The sequence below is a fragment of the Methylobacterium fujisawaense genome (assembly GCF_039619325.1).
Taxonomy (GTDB): domain Bacteria; phylum Pseudomonadota; class Alphaproteobacteria; order Rhizobiales; family Beijerinckiaceae; genus Methylobacterium; species Methylobacterium fujisawaense.
Window position 1 is genome coordinate 39412 of the sequence record NZ_CP155006.1, and the last position, 18205, is coordinate 57616.

The window sequence follows — 18205 nt, forward strand, 5'->3', positions numbered from 1 at the left end:
AGGTCGAGGTGCTGGTGTGAGCAAACCTTGACCGCATCTTCGAGACCCTCGTGGAGGGGGAGTGGATAGAGCTACACGGCTTCGGCGCCTTTGATTTCTGGCGGAAGGATGCCTGTAGCGCTAGCAACCCAATGATATGTGGGCACTCCAGTACCAAACCGACAAACATGTTTGGCATGATATCTGTTTGACGTCATACCGACATCCTGATCAAGTAGTTGGCAGCCATACTTGGGAGAGTCGGGGATGAAAATTGTGGCGATGGCTGCGCGTAAGGGAGGTTGCGGGAAATCGACCCTCACCACACACTTGGCAGTGGCCGCGATCCAGGACAGCAAGCGCGTCGCGATCGTGGACCTGGACCCTCAGGCAACCGTCGCCGAATGGGCGGACGAACGCGGCGATGATCCGCCGGATGTGATCTCCAGCCAGCCAGCGCGCCTGAGCAAGCTTCTGGAGTCCATGCGTGGAGCCTATGATCTCGTCCTAATCGACACTCCACCCACGACCGGCGAGGCCGACCGCATGGCAATCGGGGCCGCCGATCTCGTCCTAGTCCCGACACGCATCCAGACGAGCGATATTGCAGCGGTCCTGCGCTCAATCGACAAGGCGTCGGCTCAGGAGAAGCCCACGTTCGTCGTCTTCAATGACGAAGCTCCAAGCCGCCGGAAAACGGTCGCCGAAGAAACCCGCTCCGTCCTCGCCCAGCGTGGGATAGAGGTCGCGCCTCAGGTAATCCACTCCAGGATCATCTACGGCGAGAGCCAGGATGCGTCCAAGACCGCCCTTGAGGTTGACCCCAAAAGCGTTGCCGCGGACGAAATCCGAGCTCTTTACGGCTGGCTTACCAAACTGCTAAACCAGCAAACTAACAAACCACACAACCGACAAGTCACGGGATGATCCATGGGGCGAATGAGAGAGAGTGACATTGGGCGCAGTCTCAGCAGGCGGCTCGACGCTAAGGTGGAGACGCTGCCCGAGGCCCCCGCATCGGTTCAATCCCCGGCTTTAGCCGCTCCGGCCGAGCCCCAGGCGGCGCCCAGGAAACCCCGCGTCCGTGACGGCATGCACTACGTTGGGTGCCATGTGCCCGAAGATATATGGGAGCGGTTGAGAGTCGTCGCGTTCGAGACCCGCAAAGAGAAGCAGGTCCTGATGCGCGAAGGGTTGGAGATCATCCTGAAAAAGTACGGCGGGTAGGATTGTTTAACGCCTTCTCTCCGCCGGTTAATAGCCAAGCTGCCATGGCGGCAAACCGGCAAACCGCAACATGGGGCATGGCCACAATATCAAACCGCCATACTACCAGCAGGTGATGCCACCAAACTGCCATACCACCAATACGCCATACCGACAAACTGGCAGCATTTAGAGGGGAAAAAGGTCCACCTTTCTCCCGCCCGTCACGGCATCCTGCCCGCTCGAAAAGGACCGTTTTTGCGCGGCTTTTCATGGAGCGGCTAACCCCTTGCGCTGATTAAGGCCGGGTCGCGCGAAAACGTGAGCGTAAAATTGCAGACATCTTTTGACGAAGTTTGCCAATCCTTGCCATGATAGGGGGTAGGAGGTGCCTACCATGGCGACCATGAACGTATCGCTCCCTGATCCGATGAAGGATTGGGTCGAGGCCCAGGCCGGCACCGGCCGCTATGCGAATGCGAGCGACTATGTGCGCGACCTGATCCGCCGCGATCAGGACCGATTGGCCAAAATCGCCGAACTGCAACGGCTGGTCGATGAAGGACTGGCGAGCGGCATTAGTACCCGAACCCCAGATGAAATTCGTCAGCTCGGCCGCGATCGGCTGGCGGCCGTGCAGGCCAAATGATCTTCCGCACCTCACCGCAGGCGGATGACGACATAGCCTATGCCTACGTGGAAAGCGCGGCCCGCTTCGGTGTGGGCCAGGCCGAGCGCTATCAGGACGGGCTGTTTGCCGCCTTCCAGATCCTAGCCGACAATCCCCTGATGGCACGGGAGCGCCGCGAGCTGAGGCCGCCGGTCCGGCTCCATCCTTATCGGGCGCATATGATCGTCTATGTCGAGGACGGGCCGAGCATCCTGATCGTCCGCGTCCTGCACGGCCGGCAGGATTGGGAAAGCGCCCTCGCATGAAGCTCGGCTATGCCCGTGTCTCCGCGGATGAACAGATCCTCGCCCTATAGCACGACGCGCTACGCGCGGATGGCTGCGAGGCGATCCACGAGGACAAGGACATCTCCAGCACCGCCATGAAGCGGCCGGGACTGACGGCCGCCCTCGCGGCGCTGCGGCCCGGCGACACACTGACCGTCTAGCGCATCGACCGCCTCGGCCGCACCACGGTCGGTCTCGCCCTGCTCCTGGACGAGCTGCACACACGCGGCGTCGAGTTCCGCTCGATCGGACGGCATGGATACCCGCACTGCCGCCGGCAAGGCGCTGTTCGGCATCATGAGCGTGCTGGCGCAGCTCGAACGGGACCTAATCTCCGAGCAGACCCGCCAGGGCGCCCCCTGGATCGCCGCGATCGAGGAGCGGTGCGCCGAAGGGGCAGTAGCCGTGGGTCCAGCCCATCAGGAGCGGCAGCGGCAGGCCCCAGCGCCGCCACGACACCCGGAACGGCCAGGCGGCGATCAGCCGGGCCCCCGGGGCCTCGGGGGAGCGGTCGGCCACGATCAGGAGCCACACGCCGGCCCCGAACGCGTCGCGAGCGGCCAGGGCGTAGCCGGCTTCGTAGAACGGGTTCCGCACCAGGGACGCCGCGCCGAGCGCCCGCCAGGCCGGAATCCAGGGCTGCCCCGGGTCGAGGGGCCGGACCGCCGCCACGAGGCCTCCGGCGAGCGTGGCGGTGTTGCGCATGGACGCCCCTCAGGTCGCGAGCCGGTGGCGGATCGCGCCGGCGAAGCCGAGCACGTCGTAGCGCCACGCGGCGGCGCCGGCCGCTGCGGCGAGGAGGACGAGGCACAGGATCTGCCCCGGCACCATGAGCCCGCCCGGAACGAGACCGATCCCGGCATTCACGGCGGCGCAGGCGAGGGCGATGCCGGCGATGCCCGCCATGTCGGCGAGCGGCAGGGGCATCGTCGTGCCGGCCCGGCCGGCGCCGAAGACCAGCACGAGGCAGGCGGCACTCTGTCCGCCCGCGAAGGCGAGCGCCGCCCCGGTGGCGCCGAGCCGCGGGATCAGCAGGAGCGACAGGGCCGCCACGGCCACCAGGGTGGCGAAGGCGGCGGCGGCCTCGAGCCGGCTGGAGCGGGTGAAGTAGATCACCTGCCCGAAGTAATAGGCGCGGAACATCATCAGGATGCTGGCCAGGATCAGAACCGGGGCGAGCTGGCGCGCCTCGGCGCGGTAATCCGGTCCGAGCAGGATCGTGACGACGACGTCGTCGAAGGCCAGGAAGAACACCGCCCCGAAGGCCGCGATCAGCGTCATGGCGCGGGCCGCGTCGCTCAGGACCCCCAGGGCGCCGCTCATGTCGCCCGCCCGCGCCTCGCGCTTGGCGATCGAGATCAGCGACAGGGCGATCGCCTCGCCGAACACGATGAAGCTCTGCCTCAGGAAGTCGGCGAGCGCCCCGTAGGCGCCGAGCCCCGCCGGCCCCACCGTCTTGGCGATGATCAGCCGGTCGAGGCTCTGGGCCAGCGCCGCGGTCCCGAAGGACAGCACCAGCGGCCAGCCGTAGGCGAACAGGCGCAGGGCCTCGGCCCGGCTGCCGCGCCCGGGCATCATCGGCGCGGTGGTGGCCGCGGCCGGCAGGGCCGCCACGGCGTTGGCGGCGGCCACCGCGAAGGCGAGGTGCAGCGGATCCGCCGAGAGGTGCAGCGCGAGGCTGCCGAGGCCGAGGATCAGCACCGCCCGGCTCATCACCGAGGCCGCCACCGCACCGGCCTGCAGGCGGGTGCGGGCGATCTCGGTGGCCCCCTCGAACAGGGTCGTGCCGAAGGCCAGGGCCAGGATCGCGGTGGCCGTGGCGGCCGAGACGAGACCGAGCGCGACGGCCAGCACGCTGCCGAAGCCGGCCAGCAGCAGCGTGCCGCCGAGGATGCGCACCACGGTGCCGACCTGCGCGGGCGCGCGGGCCTCGTCGTAGAGGGCGAAGAACGCGAATTTCGGCCACTGGCAGGTCGCCCCGTAGAGCACGAGCGCCCACGACACGACGTACAGGTAGGTGCCGTAGCTCTCCACCGGCGCGAGGCGTGTGAACACCGCCACGGAGGCCATGTTGAGGCCGGCGGCGAAGCCGCGGGAGCCGACATAGATCAGGCTGTGCCGGGCGATCATCGGTCAGGCATCGGCACCGGAGGTGGTCCTGCGGATCCGGACGCGCTCCAAGGTTCGGCCGGCGCCTCCCGGGGTGGGGAGGCCCCCTGTTCCGTGCGGGCCGTGATGCTCACCCGCCTCCACAGGAGAGGGGGCGGCGCCGCGCGTCTCCCCTCCTCGGAGGGGAGACGCGCGGCGCGCACGAACTCGGGACGGCCACGCGGCCCGCCCGGGAGCGGATCGGGGTGAGGGCCGAGGCGTCCCCGGACAGGTCATATCCCTCATCCGGCTCTCCGCGCCCGCAGACCCCGCCGAGACCCACGCCTCACAGATCCGATCTTGTCCCGCGTCCCTTAAGAAGACGACCACCGTGCCGGCGATTCCGCACAGGTCCCGCACCGTCCTGGGATGAACCGGTTCCGCTGCGGGACAGGGCGCGAGGGTTTCGGGCATGACGGCCTGCCGGGTGCAGCCGCCATGCCGGACAGCCGACCGGACACCGTGCCGGGCGCCTCAGCGTCCGCCGGCCCGCCGGATCAGGGAGGCGCCGGTCATCTCCGCCGGCTGGTCGAGGCCCATCAGGTCGAGGAGGGTCGGCGCCACGTCGGCCAGCCGGCCGTCGGCCAGCGAGACCCCGTCCACGCCCACCAGCATCACCGGCACGGGGTTGAGGGTGTGGGCGGTGTGGGCATCGCCGGTCTCGGCATCGCGCATCACCTCGCAATTGCCGTGGTCGGCGGTGACCAGCAGCGCCCCGCCCTGGGCCGTCACCGCCTCGACCACGCGGCCGAGGCAGGCGTCGACCGTCTCCACCGCCTTCACGGCGGCGGCGAGGCTGCCGGTATGGCCGACCATGTCGGGGTTGGCGAAGTTCAGGATGACGAGGTCGTACCGCCCCGTGCCGATCGCCTCCACGGCGCGGTCGGTGAGTTCCGGGGCGGACATCTCCGGCTGCAGATCGTAGGTCGCCACCTTCGGCGAGGGCACCAGCACCGCGTCCTGTCCCTCGAAGGGCGCCTCGCGGCCGCCGTTCATGAAGTAGGTGACGTGCGGGTACTTCTCGGTCTCCGCCATGCGCAGCTGCCGACGGCCGGCGCGCGCCACGGTCTCACCGAGCCCGTTCGGCAGGTCGAGGGGCCCGAACAGGGTCTCGGTGAAGGCGTCGATCTCGACGCTGTACTGGACGATGCCCAGGGCGGCGGCGAACCGGACCGTCCGGTCGCGGGGGAAGCCCGCGAAGGCAGGGTCGAGGAGGGCCTCCAGGATCTGCCGGGTCCGGTCGGCGCGGAAGTTGAAGCACAGCACGCCGTCGCCGTCCCGCATGCCGGCGTAGTCGCCGATGACGGCGGGCCGCATGAACTCGTCGGAGACGTCATCGGCGTAGGAGGCGGCCACCGCCTGGCCGGCCCTGCTGAAGCGGGTGCCCCGCGCCGCCGTCAGGGCGTCGTAGGCGATCTGGACGCGCTCCCAGCGGGTGTCGCGGTCCATCGCGTAGTAGCGGCCGCACAGGGTGCCGATCCGCGCGCCGCTCGGAAGCGCCGCCTCCACGGTGGCGACGCAGGTGGCGGCCGACCGGGGCGGCATGTCGCGCCCGTCGGTGAATCCGTGGAGGCGGACCGGCACGCCCGCCGCCGCCAGCCGGCGCGCCAGCGCCACGGCGTGGCCCTGGTGCGCGTGCACGCCGCCGGGGGACAGCAGGCCGACGAGGTGACAGGTGCCGCCGGACGCGCGCAGGGCGTCGATGAACCGGAGGAGGGCGGGGTTCTTCGCGAGCGATCCGTCCGCGATGGCGCTGTCGATGCGCGGCAGATCCTGCAGGACGACCCGGCCCGCCCCGATATTGAGGTGCCCGACCTCGGAATTGCCCATCTGGCCCTCGGGCAGGCCCACATCGCCGCAGGACGTCCGCAGCTGCGCCCGCGGGCGATCCCGCATCAGGCCGTCGAAGATCGGGGTCCGGGCCTGCTGGACGGCGTTGTCGGCGACCTCGTCCCGAAGACCCCATCCGTCGAGGATCGCGAGCATCACGGGGCGAGGTGTACTGTCGGGCACGGTCATATCTCTCCTAAGCTTCTGCGCCCGGCGCGCAGCCGGGTCCTGCGGGCATCGCGATACTCAGTCCCGTGCGCGTGTCGATAATCGGCTTGGTTGCGCGAGATCACAGCTGCGGGGGAGGAATGGGAGACGGGTGTGGGACTAAGTCGAGCTTCTGACATTCTCAAGCTCGGCCCGGAGAGGCTACCGGCACGGCTCGACGGTCAGGGTCCCACGCGCTTCCTCGCGCCGAACCGGCACCCAGATTGCGAACTGTTTCGGCGATAGCCCGGGCGTCGGTGCCGGCACCGTGCCGCACCGTCAGGGTCTCGGTCGCCACGGAGACCCGGATCTCCTGGATGTCCGGCAGACGCCGCACGGCGTTCTCGACCTTGGCGGCGCACGAGGCGCAATCCATCCCCGACACGCGCAGGCGCGTCGGGGGGCTCTCGGTTCGGTCCAGTGTCGCAGCGTCGCTCATGGCGGGCACCTTCCACATTCTCGAAGGCACCCTACTTTCTCTAGCGACTAGAGGAGCAAGCGAGATGAAGCCCATCGCCATCGGGGAGTTGTCGCGGCGCGCGGCGGTGAAGGTCCCCACGATCCGGTTCTACGAGGAGCGGGGGCTGCTGCCGACGCCGAAGCGGACGGAAGGCAACCGCCGCACCTACGGCGACGCCGACGTCCAAAAGCTCCGGTTCATCCGGCACGCCCGCGAGCTCGGCTTCGAGATCGAGGACATCCGCACCCTGCTGGATCTCGCCGGGCATCCCGAGCGCCCCTGCGGGGAGGCGGGCGCCATCGCGCGCAAGCACCTGGCCGACATCGACGACAGGATCGCGAGGCTGACAGGCCTCAGGCAGGAGGTGCAGGCGATGGTCGAGCAGTGCTCGGGCGGCCACGTCCGGGAGTGCCGCATCATCGAGGTGTTGGCCGACCATGGCGAGTGCCTGAGCGAACGGCATTGACCGAACTCCGAACGCGTGCTTGCTCCTTCAGCAACTAGAGGAGTTACGGATCCGCGATTGCTGCGCCGAACCGGAAGCCGAGATGACGGAACACCACGACCACGCCGGTCACGACCATTCCCACGACCACGCCGGGCACGGACACGGACCTGGGCACAGCCACGCCCCGGCGAACTTCGGGAAGGCGTTCGCCATCGGTATCACCCTGAACGTCGGGTTCGTGCTCGTCGAGGCGATCTTCGGCGTTCTGGGCAACTCCGTGGCGCTCCTGGCGGATGCGGGCCACAACCTCTCGGACGTGCTCGGCCTTGTGGTGGCCTGGGTTGCGACCGTGCTGGCCAAGCGGGCCCCGACCTCCCGGTACACCTACGGGATGAAGGGCTCCTCGATCCTGGCATCCCTGTTCAATGCCGTGTTCCTCCTCGTCGCGGTGGGGGCCATCGGATGGGAGGCCATCCAGCGCTTCGGCGAGCCGGCCCCGGTGGCGGGCAAGACCGTGATGGTCGTGGCCGCCGTCGGCATCCTCGTGAACGGCATCACCGCCTGGCTGTTCGCCTCCGGGGCCAAGGGCGACATCAACATCCGCGGGGCATTCCTGCACATGGCCGCGGACGCCGCCGTCTCCGCGGGCGTGGTGCTCGCCGGCCTGGTGATCCTCTACACCGGCTGGCAGTGGCTCGACCCGGTCGTGAGCCTCGGCATCGTCGCGGTCATCGTCTGGAGCACCTGGGGCCTCCTGCGCGACAGCCTTGCGATGTCGCTGGCTGCGGTTCCCCCGGGCATCGACCCGGCGGCGGTGCGCCGCCACCTCGAAGGCCTTCCGGGCGTCACGGTCCTGCACGACCTTCATATCTGGCCGATGAGCACCACCGAAGTCTGCCTCACCGCACACCTCGTCATGGCCGGAGGATATCCCGGTGATGCGTTCCTGATGGAGGCCGCCCATGGGATGCGGAAGCGCTTCGGGATCGGCCACACCACTCTACAGGTCGAGACCGATAGGGCCACCGCCTGCACGCTCGCCTCCGACAACGTGGTCTGAGGCATGCAAGCCTGGATCTACACACTGATCCCCGCGGCGGCGGCCATCGTCGGCGCCGCCGTGGCGGTGAAATTGCGCCCGGGTCCCGTCCTCGTGAGTGCCATCCAGCATTTCGCCGCCGGCGTCGTCTTCGCCGCGGCGGCGGGCGAGATCCTGCCCGACCTCAAGCATGCCGGGTCGGTCTGGGCGACCCTGGTCGGCGGGGCGCTCGGCGTCGCGGCGATGCTCGGCGTCCGTACGCTGGAGCGGCGGGTGAAGGGCCCGGTCGGCCTGATGTCCGTCACCGGCATCGACATCCTCGTGGACGGCCTCGTCCTCGGCATCGCCTTCGCGGCGGGCGCCAAGGCCGGCATCCTGCTCACTGTCGCTTTGACCATCGAGGTCTTGTTCCTCGGCCTCACCGTCGCGAACGAACTCGGCGAGGGTGGCGCCTCGAAGCGGAAGGTCGTGGGCCTGACGGCTGGACTCGTCCTGCTGCTGCCGCTGGGGGCGCTCCTCGGCGGCCCGGTCGGCTCCCTCCCACCGTCCGTCCAGGGCGGGTTCCTCGCGTTCGGGCTGATTGCGCTGCTCTACCTCGTGACGGAGGAACTGCTCGTCGAGGCGCACGAGACCGAGGACCGGCCCTGGGTCACCGCGATGTTCTTCGCGGGGTTCCTGCTGCTGCTGCTAGACGAGATGATCGGCTGACCGGATGTCCGCGACGTCCTCACCCGCGGACGTCCTGGCGTGCCCCGACGCGGGCCACGTCCTCCTCGTGGAGGACGACGACGGCATGCGCGTGCTCGTCAGCCGCGCCCTGCGCGAGAGCGGCTACCGGGTGACCGGCTGCCGGAGCGGCGCCGAGATGTGGCGCCTCCTGCCAGAGGGCGGCGTGGACCTCGTCCTGCTCGACGTCATGCTGCCGGGCGCCTCGGGGCTCGACCTGCTTCGGGCCCTGCGGGCCAGGAGCTCGGTGCCTGTGATCATGGTGAGCGCGCGTGCCGAGGAGGCCGACCGTGTTCTCGGCCTGGAACTCGGGGCCGACGACTACATCGCCAAGCCGTTCGGCCGCCCCGAACTGCTCGCCCGGGTCCGCGCGGTGCTGCGGCGCGCCTGCCTGGCGCACTCCGCGCCCGCAGCGCAACGGGCCGAAGCCTTGGTCTTCGCCGGTTGGCGCCTCGACCTGCGCAGCCGCGCGCTGCTCGACCCGGAGGAGGCTGGCGTGGACCTCTCGGGTGCGGAGTACGACCTGCTCTTGGTGTTCCTGGAGCATCCCGGCCGTGTGCTCGAACGCGAGCGGATCCTAGAACTGTCGCGCGGTCGTCTCGGCTCGCCCTCCGACCGCAGCGTCGACACCTTGGTCAGCCGCCTCAGGCGCAAGCTCGAACCACCTGAGGGTCTGCCGCCGCTGATCAAGACGGTGCGCGGCTCCGGCTACATGCTGGCCGCGAAGGTCGAACGGGCGTGAGACGGCTCGGGTTGCTCGCGCGCAGCCTCGAAGCGCGCACGGTCGCCGTCATGCTGCTCGCCGTGCTCGCCGTCCATGGCGGGGCGTTGCTGCTGTACCGCCAGTCCACGGCGGCGGCCGCCGACGAGGCGTTCGCCAGCCAAGTCACCAGCCAACTCTCCCTAGCACGGGAGGCCGTGATGCGGCGTCCTCCGCCCGAGCGCGACGCCGAGACGAAGGCCTTGTCGTCGCCGCACTTCGAAATCGGGTGGTCTGCCTCCGCACCGCCGCGCCCGAGCTTCGCGGCCGACCCGGCCCTGGCGAGCTTCCGGGACCGCTTGGTTGCCGTGGAGCCGAGCCTCGGGCCGGATCTCGCGCTCGGGATGGAAGGAGGCGACGATCCGCTCCACCAGCGCGACCTCGGCGGCCGGTTCCGGTTGCCGGACGGCAGCTTCCTGACCTTCCGCTCCGCCCACGCGCCGAGCCTCGCCCGGACCGGCGCGTGGGCGTATCTCTCGACTGCTATGGCCATCCTCGTCGGCGCGGCGGCCGTCGCCCTCATGCACCGGATCGCGGGGCCGCTGCGCGACCTCGCCCGCCTCACAGGCGAGATCGGTCGTGGTCCGACGGTGCCGATCCCCGAGGCTGGACCCGACGAGACCCGCGATATCGCGCGATCCCTCAACGCGATGCAGGGACGCATCCACGCCCTAGTCTCGGAGCGGACCCAAGCCCTTGCGGCGGTGTCGCACGACCTGCGCACTCCTATCTCGCGCCTGCGGCTGCGTCTGGACAGCGTCGCCGAGCTGACCGAGCGGAAGGCGATGGCCGCCGACCTCGACGATATGCAGGCAATGGTCGACTCGACGCTGGCGTACCTGCGTGGTGATGCCGACCCCGAACCGCGTCGAGTTACGAACGTCGCCAGCGTCCTGGTGAGCGTTGCCGACACTTCGGCGGACACAGGCCGGGACGTTGGGTACCAAGGCCCGGGACGGGCGCTCGCCGGCGTGCGACCGGTGGCATTCCGGCGTGCCCTGGAGAACCTCGTCGACAACGGTGTCCGCTACGGCTCGCGCGTGCGCATGCACCTTGAGGTTGAGGAGGCTGCGCTGTTCGTCCGAGTCGACGACGACGGCCCGGGCATCGCGTCCGAGGACGTGGATCGCGCCTTCGCGCCGTTCAGCCGGCTGGAAGGGTCCCGCAACCGCCATACCGGTGGGACCGGCCTCGGCCTGACTATCGCCAAACGGACCATCGAGGCCGACGGCGGCTCGCTCGACTTGAGCAACCGACCTGAGGGCGGTCTGCGCGCCGAGATCCGCCTGCCGAGGCCGGCCGCCGCGCTCGACACACTTCGTCACGAACGCGGCGCATTGGAGACAAACGGCTCGGCTATCTCAGCATCCAACGCTGTGGCCGCCGCTCGAGACATGGAGACAGACCGATGAAGCCCATTCTGGCAGCCGTACTCGTCGCGGGGATGCTGACTGGGGCCGCGGTCCCGGCCGTGGCCGACGACGGGCACGGCAACGCGTCGAACCCCGAGCGGGCGGTGCCGAACACCGGCACCGTCTCCGGTGGACCGTCGCATCGCGACGACCCGCGGGTCCGTGAGGCGCAGGAGCGGCGTCCCGACGGGAAGCCGATGCATTCCGATGGCGACGGTCACGCCCACGGGCATGGCCCCGACAAGAAATGATGCTGCTGCGCAGGTGGCACCGGGAGGCGCCGAGATATGCGGATGCTGCCTCTGCTCGTCGTCTTTGCGCTGCTAGCGGCCGGCATCGGCTACGCGCTCGCGGCCGATACGCTCGCACCTGCGCAGGCCAACCTTCACGGCGCGACCTCACCCCTCGTCGCGCCGTGATCCGCCCGCCCCGGTCTTGGTACCGGGGCGGGCAACCCGACCTCAATCGTCGACGTCGTGATGATGGTGGTGGCGCTCCTCGAACCGCGCCGGGCGGTCGAAGTCGTCATGGTAGTGATGCCGCCTGACGACGACATCCTCGTGATCGCCATGCCGGTAGACATCCACGTGTCCGTGATGTCGATCGTAGCCCGGCCTCTCTCCGTAGTATTGGGCCGAGGCGGATGCCGGGGCCAGGAGGAGCGCCAGCCCGGCCGAGCTGGCAATGTGCCTTCTCATCTCGCAGGCGGCCTCAAACGCATCGGCCGTGAAGCAGGAGCCGCGGTCGGTGAGCACGTGGGTAAGCCGGAACGGAAAGGCCCCGAGTGCGTCCGTGAGGAAGGCCACCGCCGAGGCGGTGGTCTCGTCGTCTTTGACGGCGAGATGCACGTAGCGGGAGGCGCGGTCAATGGCGACGTACAGGTAGCGTTTGCGCGAGACACGGTCGCGATCCTGCAGCTTGGGCAGGTGCTTCACGTCGACGTGGATGAAGCCGACCTCGTAGTCCTTGAAGCTGCCGTGTGGCTTGCGGGCCTTCTCGGCCGGCGGCAGCCGGTTGAGGCCCTCGGCTTTGAGGATACGGTAGACAGCGTCCCGGTTCAGGTGTGGCAAGAAGTGGCTGACGACGAAGGTCAGCGCGTCGAGGGGAAAGCCGGTGGAGCGGCGGAGCGCGCGCACGATGGCGCGCTCCTCATCACTGGCGCGCCAGGGCAGCTTATGGGGTCGCGCCGAGCGGTCCTGACACGCATCGGGGCCGCGTTTGCACCATTTGCGTTGGTCTCGGAGGACACACCGTAGCGATTGGCCAGCACGCCGGTCCCCTCGGATGAGCGGGCGATCTCAGCGCGCACGGCTGGGGTGGTGCGGGCTCGGGGATGGATGGCGAGCATCGCAACGGGATTAGCCGGCGCCGACTTCGCCCAGCGGCGCCAACTGGTGGAGCTGCTCGTCGGTCGGGTCATCGTCGCCGATGCGGAAGTCGAGATCCGCTACGTCATCCCGGTTGGTCCCGACGGCGAACGGGGACGCTTTTGTCATTTGCGTAAGGACTACTTCGATGGCGTTGCGCCCGCGGATTGTGCACGGGCGAGAAGCACGGCTTCCAGCAGCGGTCGATCTTGGGCGGGATGTTGGGCGCGGCCCCGGCTGCCTCGATCTGCCGCCGAATGGCGTCGCTGTCGTAGCATAGCCGGGTTTGCGACAAGCCCCCGGTTAACACGCTATTCGTGGCTGTACTCCACGAATGAGAAAACGGCTTGGCTGAGTGGAAGGTCACATTCGGTCGGAGTGCAGATTTATGGTGAACAACTTAAAGGTTTTCCATGGGTGTCATGATAGTAAATTTCGATATTCTGACAGACGACAATGTTGTATCTCAATCAATTCATAGAAAACTCGTCGGAGAACTAAATCGCGGACGCAGTAAATTTCAAATACGTTTCGAAGATAATATATGTTATATAAGCACACCGGAAGATGTTTATGCGCTGGCAAAACGATTGATCGGCATGAGCAACCTAAGAGTCGAAAAAGATGGTTTAGTTATAATAGACAAACGATCCAAGAAAATATGCGTTTGGGGGGTCTGCAATATGAAAACATTCGGACAGTTTCCAAGGTACAAACTTGTAAATATTTGCGAATTTTTATATAAGAACAATTTATATAAGGGTATGTGAAAATTCATCTGGTCAAATCACGGCTCAGCCTGTGTTCCTCACACTCTTCCCACAAAATTGAGCACTGCCCCAGCTCTACTGTATGACGCGTTTCCGCAAGAGGAGCGGTGACAGATATTTTGAACGAGCGGGGAGCGGGGTTTGTCGCGCGAGCGCTGGGCTCGCGGATCCACTCGTATCCGGTGGAACAGGAGTGTTCATCACCAAGATGCCTCATGCGAGGTAAACCGGCTCCGGGAGGTGGGACCCGTCTTTGGCGACGGCAGCAAACCCCGTCGAACTCCCGTCACACGTCGACCCCGCCCGCCGCGCCGTCGACCGACCGGCGGGCGAAGCTTGTTTCTCACACAACCTTCAGGCGTGCACCCTCTGGGATTAACCCGGTGGTGAGATAGCGCCACAGAGCGACCAGCAGCTTGCGCGCCAGGGCAACCGCCGTGATCTTGCGGATGCGCCCGTGCCCGGTTCCAACCCGTTCGACAAACCAGCGCGCGGGCCCCGCTACCCGGCCGATAGCACGGCCACAGCCAAGCCAGTTCCATCATCGACTTGCGCATAAGCGGGTTGCCGGTTGCGGAAATGCCTCATACGAGTCGAGCTTAGGCAGCGCCGAAAACCTCGCCCGCCACACAACCGTTGAGGGCGCGATCCGAGCTGATGACATAGGTCTGGTCCTGGCAGCGATCCCAAGGACTCCCGAACCGGTTCGTACGGCCTGTGACTACCTGGTTTGGGGGGCCGACGTGTTGGCGGAGGACGTTGATCCCGGTGTTTGAGCCGATTTGGCCTTGTCGAGGAGCAACAAAGCCGCATCGACGCAGGCGCGCATGGACTCACTCGGAGCGCAACGAACCCCAACCCGAAGATCACCGCTGCGCAGCCAGAAGCTCGCGCCCTTGCCGCCGTGCCAGCGCTCGCCGCCGCCTTGGCGCTCCTCGTTCCTATCCGCCCGATCTACGGTCTGACGGTCCTCCCGATCGCTCTCGCCGCGGCGGTCATCGGAGCGCGCACCCCGCTTGCTATAATCGCCGTCGGAGTGGTCGTGTTCAACGCGCGAGAGCAGGGTTGACGGGGCCGTCACTGCATTGCCGATGGGTGTTGAGCCAGCTGGTACGGCAGTGCCGAGCGCAAGCGCAGCGATTGCAGGAGCCACGAACCAAGGCGTCATCGGGATCTCCTACGCAGCTTTCGGGATGTGGATCAGTAATCCGTCTGCACCGGCATGGTTCCGCAAGCCGGAACGGTCGCCGCGTCTGAGCAGTGGGTCGAAGCAAGTCAATGGGTGTTCCGGCGGCCGGCCAGCAGCTTCGTGGCAGGAGCTCAGTGTAGGTTCCTGAATTCCGTAAGAGTCCAAAGCAACCATTCTGCGAACAGGCCGTTCCCCTGCCGGATATTGACCGGTCAGCGCCTTGGGCCATCGCGGCTGCCTCTGGCAGTGAGCCGCTTTCCGGTACAATGCCTTGATAAGGAGGATCGCCATGCATCAGATGAGCCCGGACATGCACGCCTGCATCGACGAATGCCTGCGCTGCTACCAGACCTGCCTCGGCATGGCCTCGAACCACTGCCTGCCGGCCGGCGGCAAGCACGTCGAGCCCGAGCACTTTCGCCTGATGCTGGCTTGCGCCGAGATCTGCCGGACCTCCGCGCACTTCATGCTGCTGGGCACGTCGCACCACAAGCACACCTGCGCCGAGTGCGCCGACGTCTGCGAGGACTGCGCCCGGAGCTGCGAGCAGGTCGGCGACATGCAGCAATGCGTGGAGGCCTGCCGCCGCTGCGCCGAAAGCTGCCGGAAGATGGCCGCCTGACGCAGGCACGGCGATCCTCTAACCCCTCGCCTTAGTCTGTTTCCAACCACTCTCAGTCAAGGAGAAGTCATCATGGTCGATGCAAGCCAGATCAAGGAGCACATGGAGGTCAAAGCCTCCGATGGCCAACATGTTGGAACTGTCGATCACATGCAGGGGGCCGACCAGATCAAGCTGACCAGGAACGATCCGGCAGCCCAGGGTGAGCATCACCTCATCCCGCTCACCTGGGTCGACCACGTTGACGCGCACGTGCATCTCAGCAAATCGAACGAAGAGGTGACGGCGCAATGGAAGAGCCCGGGCTAAGATCAACCAGCCACTTGATGCTCTAGCGGCTAGAGGTTCTAGGCTGCTGCGGGTCGGGAGGATCTCATGCTGGAGCAAACCACGGACACTGCGCACGAGAACGGGTTGGCCCTTGCCTGGAAGGTCGAAGGGATGGATTGTGCCAGTTACGTGGCCAAGATCCAGACCGCACTCGGCAAGCTGCCTGGTGTCACCGAGGTTCGGGCCTCGACGATGACCGAGACCCTTTCGGTGACCGTCGATCAGACCAAGTCCTCTCCCGACGAGATCGAGACGCGTGTGGCCGGGCTCAGCTACACGCTCACCCGCAGACGTGCACCGTCTTCTAGACTCGATGGGGGGCGACGGCATCAACGACGCTGCGGCGCTGGTAGCCGCAAGCGTCGGTGTGGCGATGGGGTCGGGCACCGATGTCGCGCTGGAGAAGGCAGACGGCGCGCTTCTCAGAAGCAACATCTACGACGTCATGGAGATGATTCGCCTGGCGCGCGCTGCCGTGGCCAACATGCGCCAGAACATCGTCATCGCGCTCGGCCTGAAGGCGGTGTTCCTAATCACGAGCGTGCTCGGTCTCACGGGGCTGTGGATCGCCATCCTGGCTGATACGGGAGCGACTGCCATCGTCACAGCCAATGCCCTGCGCCTGCTCGGCTTCTTTCGCTCCGGCCGCCCGTCGGCGGGCGGCAGTGCTGCGTACACGCGCGAAGGCATCGAGCCTGCGACGGCGTGAATGCGCTTGTTCAGGCCTTGCGTGAGGGTGAACGTCCGCACGGACCGACAGGCTACGCTCACCCGGTCGCGATGAGCGCGAGGCGGCCCAGGATGATCGGCCTTCGCGCCGCTCCGGCGCGGCGGCAGGATCCGGCCTGCCGCATCGCGGTCGGATCGCCATACCGCGTGCAGGAGCGGCGGTACGGTTCGTCGCGCAGCCGGTTTGTGGGGATGTATCGTTCGACCAGGAAAGGGAAGTTGGAATGGGTGCAGGTCATGATCACGGAGCGGCCCTCGGCGGCTCGGCCGCTGGGCGGCATCGCGGACGTCTCGTCTGGGCGCTCGGACTGACCCTGACCTACATGGCTGCAGAGGTGGCCGGCGGCTTGATCACCGGAAGCCTCGCGCTCCTGGCCGATGCCGCTCACATGTTGACCGACGCGGGCGGGCTCGCGCTGGCGCTCCTCGCCATCCGCTTCGGGGAGCGCCCCGCAACACCGCAGAGAACCTACGGCTACCTGCGCGCGGAGGTGCTCTCGGCGCTGGCCAATGCCGTCGTGCTCTTAGGTTTGACCGTCTACATCCTCTACGAAGCCTACCGCCGCTTCGTCGATCCACCCGAGATCATCGGCGGCCCGATGCTGGCGGTGGCGGCTGTCGGCCTGATCGTCAACCTGATCAGCATGCGCCTCCTGTCCGGCGGCTCGTCGGAGAGCCTAAACGTCAAGGGCGCCTATTTCGAGGTGCTCTCCGACATGCTCGGCTCGCTCGGCGTGATCGTGGCCGCGCTGATCGTGATGTTCACGGGCTGGCGGCTTGCCGACCCGATCGTGGGAGCGGGCATCGGCCTCTTCATCGTGCCGCGCACCTGGAGCCTGCTGAGTCAGGTGACGCACATCCTGCTCGAAGGGACGCCGCCGCAGGTCGACGTCGCGCTCTTGGAGCGTCGCCTGGCCGAGATCCCGGGCGTGGCGGCGGTTCATGACCTGCATGTCTGGACTATCACCTCGGGCCTCGACGCGATGAGTGGGCACCTGGTGGTATCTGAGATGAGCGAAGCCGCTCAGGTGCTGCGCCAAGCGCGGCAAATGCTGGCGGAGGAGTTCAAGGTCGATCACGTCACGATCCAGGTCGAGGATCCAGCGCTCCGGGCCGAGGAAAAGACGCTGCATGTCTGATCGGATCTGAGTCGGTCAGCGACGTGTGCCGATCGTGTTTCCCACGGACAATCCAGGAATACAGGGCCCGATGTCAGCTTGGATCTACACGCTCATCCCGGCGCTTGCCGCAGTGCTGGGCTCTGCGGTTGCGGCCGTGCGACAGCCCGGTCCCTCTGTCACCAGCGCCGTCCAGCACCTTGCGGCCGGGGTTCTGTTCGCGGCGGTCGCGGGCGAGATCCTGCCCGACCTCAAGCATCAGCAATCCCCGATCGCCGTGATTGTGGGCGGGGCCCTCGGCGTCGCCCTGATGCTCCTGATCAAGCGCTTGGGGGAGCGGGCGAAGGGATCGTCGGGCCTGATCGTGACGGTGGGTATCGACATCCTGATCGACGGGCTCGTGCTCGGCATCGGCTTTGCCGCGGGGGCCAAGCAGGGTCTGCTGCTCACGGGGGCGCTCACGCTCGAAGTGCTGTTTCTCGGGCTCGCGGTCGCGTCCGAGCTGAAGCAGACGAGCGGCTCCGCGGTCCGAGTCATCGGCATCGTCGCCGGCCTCGCGCTCCTGTTGCCTCTGGGCGCGCTCCTGGGCACGCCGGTCGGCGCGCTACCCGGTCCCTATCTCGCCGGCTTCTTCGCTTTCGCGCTCGTGGCGCTTCTCTACCTCGTCACGGAAGAGCTGCTCGTGGAGGCGCATACGGCGCCGGAACAGCCCTGGACCACGGCGATGTTCTTCGTGGGGTTCTTAGGGATGCTGGTTATCGAGGAAATCGCGGCCTGAGGCGATCCGCATGCGTAGCGGCGGTCGTCCTTGCGCAACCGGCGACCATGGCCGGTGGTGCGCCGTGAGAATTGCCCCTCGCGCACGTTCCGCCGAACCGACATAGGGATCAGGTTCGGTCACGCAGAGC

General features: G+C 67.2%; 21 protein-coding genes and 5 pseudogenes. 17 read left to right on the forward strand and 9 right to left on the reverse strand.

Features of this window, described 5'->3' with window-relative positions; all coding sequences use genetic code 11:
• Positions 1-246 precede the first annotated feature (246 nt).
• Positions 247-906, forward strand: coding sequence for a ParA family protein (locus tag ABC766_RS32990; RefSeq protein WP_311292061.1), 660 nt, complete (start codon positions 247-249; stop codon positions 904-906).
• A 274-nt stretch (positions 907-1180) separates the two neighbouring features.
• Here the strand turns inward: ABC766_RS32990 and ABC766_RS32995 are convergent, their stop codons facing one another.
• Positions 1181-1459 (reverse strand): hypothetical protein, encoded by a 279-nt coding sequence (locus tag ABC766_RS32995; RefSeq protein WP_345822937.1) that lies wholly within the window; start codon positions 1457-1459, stop codon positions 1181-1183.
• 123 nt (positions 1460-1582) lie between these two features.
• On the opposite strand from ABC766_RS32995, the gene ABC766_RS33000 reads away from it, so the two are divergent.
• The 3 genes from ABC766_RS33000 to ABC766_RS34265 all read left to right on the forward strand — a co-directional run bounded on the left by ABC766_RS33000 (position 1583) and on the right by ABC766_RS34265 (position 2303).
• Positions 1583-1834, forward strand: a complete 252-nt coding sequence (locus tag ABC766_RS33000) for a type II toxin-antitoxin system ParD family antitoxin (protein ID WP_230368389.1) — start codon at positions 1583-1585, stop codon at positions 1832-1834.
• A complete protein-coding gene (locus ABC766_RS33005) occupies positions 1831-2121 on the forward strand; it encodes a type II toxin-antitoxin system RelE/ParE family toxin (protein WP_345822938.1) in 291 nt (96 codons plus the stop codon). Before ABC766_RS33000 ends, ABC766_RS33005 begins: the two co-directional genes overlap by 4 nt.
• 101 nt (positions 2122-2222) lie before the next feature.
• Positions 2223-2303, forward strand: coding sequence for a hypothetical protein (locus ABC766_RS34265; RefSeq protein ID WP_427902341.1), 81 nt, complete (start codon positions 2223-2225; stop codon positions 2301-2303).
• A 166-nt stretch (positions 2304-2469) separates the two neighbouring features.
• Here the strand turns inward: ABC766_RS34265 and ABC766_RS33010 are convergent, their stop codons facing one another.
• The 4 genes from ABC766_RS33010 to ABC766_RS33025 all read right to left on the reverse strand — a co-directional run bounded on the left by ABC766_RS33010 (position 2470) and on the right by ABC766_RS33025 (position 6766).
• A complete protein-coding gene (locus ABC766_RS33010; RefSeq protein WP_345822939.1) occupies positions 2470-2847 on the reverse strand; it encodes a hypothetical protein in 378 nt (125 codons plus the stop codon).
• A 9-nt stretch (positions 2848-2856) separates the two neighbouring features.
• A complete protein-coding gene (locus ABC766_RS33015; protein ID WP_345822940.1) occupies positions 2857-4272 on the reverse strand; it encodes a polysaccharide biosynthesis protein in 1416 nt (471 codons plus the stop codon).
• A gap of 492 nt (positions 4273-4764) precedes the next feature.
• The gene (gene gpmI, locus ABC766_RS33020) at positions 4765-6309 is read right to left on the reverse strand and encodes a 2,3-bisphosphoglycerate-independent phosphoglycerate mutase (protein ID WP_345822941.1); all 1545 of its coding nucleotides are present in this window, start codon (positions 6307-6309) and stop codon (positions 4765-4767) included.
• Positions 6310-6469: 160 nt separating this feature from the next.
• Positions 6470-6766, reverse strand: a complete 297-nt coding sequence (locus ABC766_RS33025; RefSeq protein WP_345822942.1) for a heavy metal-associated domain-containing protein — start codon at positions 6764-6766, stop codon at positions 6470-6472.
• 64 nt (positions 6767-6830) lie between these two features.
• Between ABC766_RS33025 and ABC766_RS33030 the strand changes: the two genes are divergently transcribed.
• The 7 genes from ABC766_RS33030 to ABC766_RS33060 all read left to right on the forward strand — a co-directional run bounded on the left by ABC766_RS33030 (position 6831) and on the right by ABC766_RS33060 (position 11591).
• A complete protein-coding gene (locus ABC766_RS33030; RefSeq protein WP_345822976.1) occupies positions 6831-7253 on the forward strand; it encodes a helix-turn-helix domain-containing protein in 423 nt (140 codons plus the stop codon).
• An 82-nt stretch (positions 7254-7335) separates the two neighbouring features.
• Positions 7336-8295 carry a cation diffusion facilitator family transporter gene (locus tag ABC766_RS33035; RefSeq protein ID WP_345822943.1) on the forward strand — a complete coding sequence of 320 codons (960 nt, stop codon included), beginning with the start codon at positions 7336-7338 and terminating at the stop codon, positions 8293-8295.
• A 3-nt stretch (positions 8296-8298) separates the two neighbouring features.
• A complete protein-coding gene (locus ABC766_RS33040) occupies positions 8299-8982 on the forward strand; it encodes a transporter (protein WP_345822945.1) in 684 nt (227 codons plus the stop codon).
• 4 nt (positions 8983-8986) lie between these two features.
• The gene (locus tag ABC766_RS33045) at positions 8987-9742 is read left to right on the forward strand and encodes a response regulator transcription factor (RefSeq protein WP_345822946.1); all 756 of its coding nucleotides are present in this window, start codon (positions 8987-8989) and stop codon (positions 9740-9742) included.
• A 50-nt stretch (positions 9743-9792) separates the two neighbouring features.
• Positions 9793-11172, forward strand: a complete 1380-nt coding sequence (locus tag ABC766_RS33050) for an ATP-binding protein (RefSeq protein WP_427902342.1) — start codon at positions 9793-9795, stop codon at positions 11170-11172.
• On the forward strand, positions 11169-11423 hold the full coding sequence (locus ABC766_RS33055; RefSeq protein WP_345822948.1) for a hypothetical protein: 255 nt from the start codon (positions 11169-11171) through the stop codon (positions 11421-11423). The genes ABC766_RS33050 and ABC766_RS33055 overlap by 4 nt, the downstream gene beginning before the upstream one ends.
• A 42-nt stretch (positions 11424-11465) precedes the next feature.
• Positions 11466-11591 carry a hypothetical protein gene (locus ABC766_RS33060; RefSeq protein ID WP_345822949.1) on the forward strand — a complete coding sequence of 42 codons (126 nt, stop codon included), beginning with the start codon at positions 11466-11468 and terminating at the stop codon, positions 11589-11591.
• A 282-nt stretch (positions 11592-11873) separates the two neighbouring features.
• Here ABC766_RS33060 and ABC766_RS33065 read toward each other — a convergent pair.
• From ABC766_RS33065 to ABC766_RS33080, 4 genes and pseudogenes are all read right to left on the reverse strand, one after another.
• Positions 11874-12520 (reverse strand): annotated as a pseudogene (locus ABC766_RS33065) (DDE-type integrase/transposase/recombinase); the annotation flags it as partial.
• Positions 12521-12530: 10 nt separating this feature from the next.
• Positions 12531-12668 carry a hypothetical protein gene (locus ABC766_RS33070; RefSeq protein ID WP_345822977.1) on the reverse strand — a complete coding sequence of 46 codons (138 nt, stop codon included), beginning with the start codon at positions 12666-12668 and terminating at the stop codon, positions 12531-12533.
• Between the two features lie 15 nt (positions 12669-12683).
• A pseudogene (locus tag ABC766_RS33075) lies at positions 12684-12813 on the reverse strand (IS5/IS1182 family transposase); the annotation flags it as partial.
• A gap of 839 nt (positions 12814-13652) precedes the next feature.
• A pseudogene (locus ABC766_RS33080) lies at positions 13653-13890 on the reverse strand (IS110 family transposase); the annotation flags it as partial.
• Positions 13891-14787: 897 nt separating this feature from the next.
• Between ABC766_RS33080 and ABC766_RS33085 the strand changes: the two are divergent.
• The 6 genes and pseudogenes from ABC766_RS33085 (at position 14788) to ABC766_RS33105 (ending at position 18075) form a co-directional block, all read left to right on the forward strand.
• The gene (locus ABC766_RS33085) at positions 14788-15120 is read left to right on the forward strand and encodes a four-helix bundle copper-binding protein (RefSeq protein WP_345822950.1); all 333 of its coding nucleotides are present in this window, start codon (positions 14788-14790) and stop codon (positions 15118-15120) included.
• Positions 15121-15192: 72 nt separating this feature from the next.
• Positions 15193-15429, forward strand: coding sequence for a DUF2171 domain-containing protein (locus ABC766_RS33090; RefSeq protein ID WP_345822951.1), 237 nt, complete (start codon positions 15193-15195; stop codon positions 15427-15429).
• A gap of 132 nt (positions 15430-15561) precedes the next feature.
• Positions 15562-15666, forward strand: a pseudogene (locus ABC766_RS34270) (cation transporter); the annotation flags it as partial.
• Between the two features lie 97 nt (positions 15667-15763).
• Positions 15764-16159 (forward strand): annotated as a pseudogene (locus tag ABC766_RS33095) (hypothetical protein); the annotation flags it as partial.
• Positions 16160-16403: 244 nt separating this feature from the next.
• On the forward strand, positions 16404-17318 hold the full coding sequence (locus tag ABC766_RS33100; RefSeq protein WP_345822952.1) for a cation diffusion facilitator family transporter: 915 nt from the start codon (positions 16404-16406) through the stop codon (positions 17316-17318).
• 70 nt (positions 17319-17388) lie between these two features.
• Positions 17389-18075 carry a transporter gene (locus tag ABC766_RS33105; RefSeq protein WP_345822953.1) on the forward strand — a complete coding sequence of 229 codons (687 nt, stop codon included), beginning with the start codon at positions 17389-17391 and terminating at the stop codon, positions 18073-18075.
• Positions 18076-18205: the final 130 nt, after the last annotated feature.